We start from the raw sequence: 6813 nt of genomic DNA on the forward strand, positions 1-6813 counted from the left end.
GAAGAAGGGGATTTTGAAATGATTGTAGGGATTGGAATCGATATTATTGAATTGAATCGAATTGAAAAAATGCTAGATGGAAAACTTAAATTTATGGAACGTATTTTAACTGAAAGTGAACGTAATGTTGCTATGGAACTGAAGGGAAGTCGCCTTACAGAGTTTGTAGCTGGAAGATTTGCAGCGAAAGAGGCGTATTCAAAAGCGGTAGGGACTGGTATCGGGAAAGAAGTAAGTTTTTTAGATATTGAAGTAAGAAATGATGATAGAGGTAAGCCAATTCTCGTTACAAGTACAGAGCATATTGTTCATTTATCAATTAGTCATAGTAGGGAATTTGCTGTTGCTCAAGTTGTTTTAGAAAGCTCGTCACGCTAGTCTGCATATTTTATATCTTTGTCTCATATATTTGATGTAGCGATAAGGAAGGCACATCTTCCATTCATTTATAGGGGCAAAGGGGCTGAAGTGATGAAAAGGCGTCTGTTTTTAGTTCTTGTCGGTTTATTAACCGTTTTTGTGTTGGCGGGTTGTATGGAAAAGAAACAAGATGATGTTGTGAGAGATTTAGAGGCGAAAGTAAAAGGGATGAAAAGTTATCAAGCTGAAGCAAAACTATCTATTAAAACAGGGAATGAGCCTCAGGAGTATAAGGTAGACATATGGCATAAGGAACCTTCTTTTTATCGTGTGAATTTGCAGAATGCGAAGAAAGATCAAAGCCAAATTATTTTAAGGAATGAAGAAGGGGTATTTGTATTAACGCCAGCGCTTAATAAGAGTTTCCGTTTCCAAAGTGATTGGCCACAAAATAGTAGCCAGGCTTATTTATATGAATCCCTTGTGAGAGATATTTTGCAGGATAAGAAAAACCTTACTTTTGAAAAAACAGATAAGTATTATATTTTTAAAACGAAAACAAACTATCAACATCAAAACATGTTACCGAAACAAGAGATTACATTGAAGAAAAGTGATTTAACACCAGTTTCGGTGAAGTTAATGGATAATGATCAAAATGTTCTTGTGAAAGTAGATTTCTCAAAAGTGAAATTTGATGCGAAATTTGATAAAGGTGCATTTGATACGAAACAAAATATGTCTAGAGCGCAAGTAGATGTTCCAACAACAGCGAAAGAAGACAAACCATTTGCAATTTTGTATCCGCGTGATACGCCGCAAGGTATGGTTTTGAAAGATGAAAAAGAGTTGAAGACAGACAGTGGCAAGCGTGCGATACTCACATACACTGGAAGTAAGAAATCCTTTACTTTGATACAAGAAAAGGCAAAAGTTGCAGAGGCTTCGTCAGCGATAAGTGTGAGCGGAGAATTGGTTGATCTTGGCTTTACAATTGGGGCATTGACGAAAGATTCTTTAACGTGGTCGCATAACGGAGTAGAATATATGCTCGTGTCTAAAGGTTTAGAACCGAAGGAGCTATTAATGGTTGCTCGTTCAGTTACAGAGAAGCAAGTGAAGTAAACTTCTTAGACGTGGTGATATATGTGCACCACGTCTTTTCTTAGTTTGAAGGGTGGATTTCATAAAAGAAGCATATAAAAGAATAAGCTTCGCATATCGTGTATAAGGAAGTGTATTTATGGAAGAAGCACCATTTTACCGTGACACTTGGGTGGAAGTGGATTTAGATGCGATCTATAACAATATTACACATATTAAAAATTTCATTCCAAGTGATGTAGAGATTTTTGCTGTAGTTAAAGCGAATGCATATGGACACGATTATGTACCGGTAGCTAAAACGGCATTAGAAGCAGGGGCGACAAGGTTAGCGGTTGCCTTTTTAGATGAAGCTTTAGTGCTTCGAAGGGCTGGTATTACCGTGCCGATTTTAGTGTTAGGTCCTTCTCCACCTCGTGATGTCAATGTAGCTGCTGAAAATGATGTAGCGTTAACTGTTTTTCAAAAAGAATGGGTGGATGAAGCGATCAAACTTTGGGATGGTTCATCTACAATGAAATACCATATTAATTTCGATAGTGGCATGGGGAGAATTGGAATACGCGAACGCAAAGAATTAAAAGGATTTTTAAAGAGTTTAGAAGGTGCACCATTTTTAGAATTAGAAGGAGTTTATACGCATTTTGCAACAGCGGATGAGGTGGAGACTTCTTACTTTGATAAGCAATATAACACATTTTTGCAGCAGTTAAGTTGGTTGAAAGAATTCGGAGTAGATCCTAAGTTTGTCCATACAGCTAATAGTGCTGCAACGCTACGTTTTCAAGGGATTACATTTAATGCAGTACGAATTGGCATTGCGATGTATGGGTTATCCCCATCTGTAGAAATACGCCCTTTTTTACCGTTTAAATTAGAGCCAGCGCTATCATTGCATACGAAAGTTGCTCATATTAAACAAGTGATTAAAGGGGATGGAATTAGTTATAACGTCACTTATCGAACGAAAACGGAAGAATGGATTGCAACCGTTGCAATTGGATATGCGGATGGATGGCTTAGAAGGTTACAAGGATTTGAAGTGCTTATAAATGGTAAAAGGGTACCGATTGTAGGTCGAGTAACAATGGATCAATTCATGATACATCTTCCTTGTGAAGTGCCGCTTGGTACGAAAGTTACACTCATTGGAAGACAAGGTGATGAGTATATTAGTGCTGCTGAGGTTGCTGAATACTCCGGGACCATTAATTATGAGGTTATTGCAACGATAAGTTTCCGTGTGCCGAGAATATTTATACGGCATGGTAAGGTTGTAGAGGTAATTAATTATTTGAATAATATATAGAAGGTAGTATGTTTTGCTTCTTGTCATTTGAGAGGACTGTTCATTGGTTAAGAATAAGCTCGTTTTTGATGAGAAGCTTTGTACTTATAGTTACTTTTAACATAATTTAACGTGAATTTTGCGGAGAAACTCTTTCGCTTCTTGTTTGTAATGAGATAAAAAATAAAAGAATATGAATGTTTTGTTTGTGAATTGGAAAACATAAGCAAGGAATAAGGAAGTCTTTGCAACAGGCTCCATACAATGGTATTATTACAATAGGTGTCATATATATATTTGGGTGTGTAGTTGACGGTGGAGGTGTATTTTTGTGTCCGAATCAAGTGTAACTACTGAAATCGTGGTTCGGTTGCCAAAGCAAATGGTAACGGAATTGGACGGAATTGGAAAACAAGAGAATAAGAATCGCCATGAACTAATTTGCCAGGCAACACAACTGTTATTGCGTCAACATAAGACGAAGAAACGCTACCAACATGAATCAATGCGACGTGGGTACATTGAAATGGGAAAAATTAATCTTGGTATTGCATCTGAAGCTTTCTTAGCAGAGTATGAAGCAGCTCATACAGTAGAACGCTTAGTTAGCGGGGGGTAATATTTTGATTGTAAAACGCGGCGACGTGTATTTTGCAGACCTTTCCCCAGTTGTTGGTTCTGAGCAAGGAGGCGTTCGTCCGGTTCTTGTCATTCAAAATGACATCGGAAATCGTTTTAGTCCAACGGTGATTGTAGCGGCTATTACTGCACAGATTCAAAAAGCTAAATTACCCACTCATGTGGAAATTGATGCGAAAAAGTACGGTTTTGAGAGAGATTCTGTTATTTTACTTGAGCAGATTCGAACAATCGATAAGCAGCGCTTAACGGACAAAATCACTCACTTAGATGAAGTGATGATGATTCGTGTAGATGAAGCGCTACAAATTAGTTTAGGACTAATAGATTTTTAAATCGGCAGTTTAAGTTGCTCTCTTTACAGGGCAACTTTTTTTTATTATAGAGGAGGTTACGGTTGTATATGGAAATGGTAGATAATCGACAAGCGTTAATGAAAATGTTAGTGAAGGAATTAGGCTTTACCGAAAAGCAAGTTCGTCATGTTATTCAATTAACAGAAGAAGGTAACACAGTTCCATTTATTGCTCGTTACCGAAAAGAATGGACAGGCTCTTTAGATGAAGTGCAAATTCGTGCAATTTTAGAGAGATGGCAATATATGATGCAGCTTGAAGATAGGAAAGAAGAGGTTCTTCGTCTTATTGATGAGAAGGGGAAACTGACAGAAGAGTTACGTCAGCAAATTGTTAAGGCTGTAAAGTTGCAAGAAGTAGAAGATTTATATCGTCCATATAAAGAGAAAAGAAGAACGAAAGCAACGATTGCGAAAGAAAAAGGACTAGAGCCGTTAGCTGAATGGTTATTGTTATATAAGAAAGAAGATCCAAATCAGAAGGCAGTGGAGTTTATTAACGCAGAGAAAGAAGTACAGTCTGCAGAAGAGGCATTGCAAGGTGCCCAAGACATTATTGCAGAAATCGTTTCAGATGAAGCGGCGTATCGTAGTTGGATTCGAAATGTTACTTTTAGAAAAGGTGTTATGTCTTCGTCTGTAAAAGATGAAGAGAAAGATGAAAAGAATATATATGAAATGTATTACAGTTATGAAGAACCGTTGCAGAAGGTAGTACCGCATCGTGTATTAGCGATGAATCGCGGTGAGAAAGAAGATATATTGAGAGTTTCTGTTGTTCCACCAGTAGATGAGATAGTAACTTTCTTATATAAGAAAGTAATTCGTGATAACGATTCTAAAAGTGCACATTATGTAAAGTTGGCGATTGAGGATGGTTATAAACGATTAATTCAATCCTCTATTGAAAGAGAGCTTCGAAAAGAATTAACAGAAACAGCTGAGGAACAAGCGATACATATTTTCTCTGAGAACTTACGTAATTTGTTATTACAACCTCCAATGAAAGGGAAGGTTGTGTTGGCTGTAGACCCTGCATATAGAACGGGTTGTAAATTATCTATTGTAGACGATACGGGGAAAGTTCTATATATTGATGTTATTTATCCGCATCCACCAGTGCGTAAATATGAAGATGCAAAAACGAAAGTTCTTTCTATTATAGATAAATATCAAGTTGAAGTGATTGCGATTGGGAATGGTACAGCTTCTAGAGAATCAGAAGAATTTATAGTTGATGTATTACAAAATGTGAAACAAGAAGTCTTTTATATTATTGTGAACGAGGCTGGTGCGAGTGTGTATTCGGCTTCTGATTTAGCACGTGAGGAATTCCCGGATTTACAGGTTGAAGAAAGAAGTGCGGTTTCTATCGGCAGACGTCTGCAAGATCCACTTGCTGAACTTGTAAAGATTGACCCTAAATCGGTTGGGGTTGGACAATATCAACATGATGTATCGCAAAAGAGGTTGAATGAATCATTAACGTTTGTAGTAGAGACGGCAGTTAACCAAGTCGGTGTGAATGTAAATACAGCTTCAGTTGCTTTATTACAATATGTTTCGGGTTTATCGAAAACTGTTGCGAAAAATATTGTGGCAAAGCGTGAAGAAGAAGGGAAATTTACAAAACGAACAGACTTAAAGAAAATACCGCGTCTAGGTGCGAAGACATATGAACAATGTATAGGTTTCTTACGTATATTAGAAGGAGCAAATCCGTTAGATCGAACGGGTATTCATCCAGAACAATATAAAAATGTTGAATTGTTATTGAAGAGTCTAGGGTTATCAAAAGATGATGTAGGGCAGCCACAGTTGCAAAAGAGCTTAGAAGAAGTGGAGATTTCTAAGTTATCGGAAGAAACGGGAGTTGGAGAACCGACGTTAGTTGATATTATAGATGCACTCATTAGTCCAGAGCGAGACATGAGGGATGAGTTGCCTAAACCACTTCTGAAAAAAGGGATTTTGAAATTAGAAGATTTAAAGCGTGGTATGGAACTGGAAGGAACAGTTCGTAACGTTGTTGATTTTGGTGCTTTTGTTGATGTAGGTGTAAAACAAGATGGTTTAGTACATATTTCTAAACTGAGCAAACAGTATGTGAAGCATCCGTTAGATATTGTATCTGTCGGACAAATCGTCAAAGTATGGGTAGATGATATTGATACGAAAAAAGGTCGCGTTGCACTATCTATGTTGCCGATTGAATAGTAAGAGAAGAGAGCAGATGAAACTGCTCTTTTTTTATGGGATAAAATGTGTAATGGATTATGAGCTTTGATGTATTTTGCTATAATAAAACCAGCATTCATTTAGTAATTTAATTTGATACCGGTTTTTTTCGAGATATGCGCGTTGCATTTGTTTTTTTAGCCACGTAGGCATAGGAATCCCTCCTTGTTTAATCCTACTCTCAAAAATCTAAGGTACTATTGATGAGAGGTTGGTGAGTGGATTTCTATTTATGCTATGTTTTTAGAAACCACGCTTCTTGAATGAGGATGGGTATATGTACTATTTAATATATGTATAAGGGAGGAGAAAAGTGTAAAAATATTTTTTAGTTTAGGAGGAATGAGAGTGGATGAGCAAGAAATACAGCGTCTGGTGGAGGAAGTATCACTACAATACTTCGGAATGCCATTTTCACATAAAGCTATGTTTAATAGTAGGTTGCGTACAACTGGTGGACGTTATCTATTGAATACAAACAATATTGAACTGAATTATCGATATTACGAAATGTATGGGAAAGAAGAGTTAGTCGGAATCATTAAACATGAGCTTTGTCATTATCACTTACATATTACGGGAAGGGGCTATAAGCACCGGGATAGAGATTTTCGTGAACTGTTAAAAGAAGTTGATGCGCCACGCTTCTGTAAACGAATAATTAATGAAGAGAAAGAAAAAAAGGTTTATACGTATGAATGTATGGGCTGTTTGCTTCAATATGTAAGAAGACGTCAAATAAATACAAAAAGATATGTCTGCGGAAAGTGTAAAGGGAAACTGAAGCTGATAAAGAAAACATCTTGACAGTGAAAACGCAATCCAGTAT

The 6813-nt window shown here is 37.0% G+C and carries 8 protein-coding genes; 7 read left to right on the forward strand and 1 reads right to left on the reverse strand.

What is annotated here, in order from left to right; translation table 11 throughout:
- The first annotated feature begins 18 nt into the window (after positions 1-18).
- The 6 genes from acpS to MHB74_RS01360 all read left to right on the forward strand — a co-directional run bounded on the left by acpS (position 19) and on the right by MHB74_RS01360 (position 5963).
- A complete protein-coding gene (acpS, locus tag MHB74_RS01335; RefSeq protein WP_061680005.1) occupies positions 19-378 on the forward strand; it encodes a holo-ACP synthase in 360 nt (119 codons plus the stop codon).
- 156 nt (positions 379-534) lie between these two features.
- Complete coding sequence (locus MHB74_RS01340) at positions 535-1485, forward strand: LolA family protein (protein ID WP_061680015.1); 951 nt, start codon at positions 535-537, stop codon at positions 1483-1485.
- A 118-nt stretch (positions 1486-1603) separates the two neighbouring features.
- Positions 1604-2773 carry an alanine racemase gene (gene alr, locus MHB74_RS01345; RefSeq protein ID WP_061680004.1) on the forward strand — a complete coding sequence of 390 codons (1170 nt, stop codon included), beginning with the start codon at positions 1604-1606 and terminating at the stop codon, positions 2771-2773.
- Positions 2774-3083: 310 nt separating this feature from the next.
- Entirely contained in the window at positions 3084-3371 is a 288-nt protein-coding gene (locus MHB74_RS01350; protein WP_000004570.1) for an antitoxin EndoAI, read from the forward strand.
- Between the two features lie 4 nt (positions 3372-3375).
- Positions 3376-3726, forward strand: coding sequence for a type II toxin-antitoxin system endoribonuclease NdoA (ndoA, locus tag MHB74_RS01355; protein ID WP_000635963.1), 351 nt, complete (start codon positions 3376-3378; stop codon positions 3724-3726).
- Positions 3727-3794: 68 nt separating this feature from the next.
- Complete coding sequence (locus MHB74_RS01360) at positions 3795-5963, forward strand: Tex family protein (RefSeq protein ID WP_061680003.1); 2169 nt, start codon at positions 3795-3797, stop codon at positions 5961-5963.
- A 57-nt stretch (positions 5964-6020) separates the two neighbouring features.
- Here MHB74_RS01360 and cmpA read toward each other — a convergent pair whose 3' ends face one another.
- Positions 6021-6137, reverse strand: coding sequence for a cortex morphogenetic protein CmpA (cmpA, locus tag MHB74_RS01365; protein WP_080467423.1), 117 nt, complete (start codon positions 6135-6137; stop codon positions 6021-6023).
- 195 nt (positions 6138-6332) lie between these two features.
- On the opposite strand from cmpA, the gene MHB74_RS01370 reads away from it, so the two are divergent.
- The gene (locus MHB74_RS01370; protein WP_061680002.1) at positions 6333-6791 is read left to right on the forward strand and encodes a SprT family protein; all 459 of its coding nucleotides are present in this window, start codon (positions 6333-6335) and stop codon (positions 6789-6791) included.
- The last annotated feature ends 22 nt before the right edge of the window (positions 6792-6813 follow it).

The sequence above is a fragment of the Bacillus sp. FSL K6-0069 genome (assembly GCF_038007785.1).
GTDB lineage: Bacteria > Bacillota > Bacilli > Bacillales > Bacillaceae_G > Bacillus_A > Bacillus_A mobilis.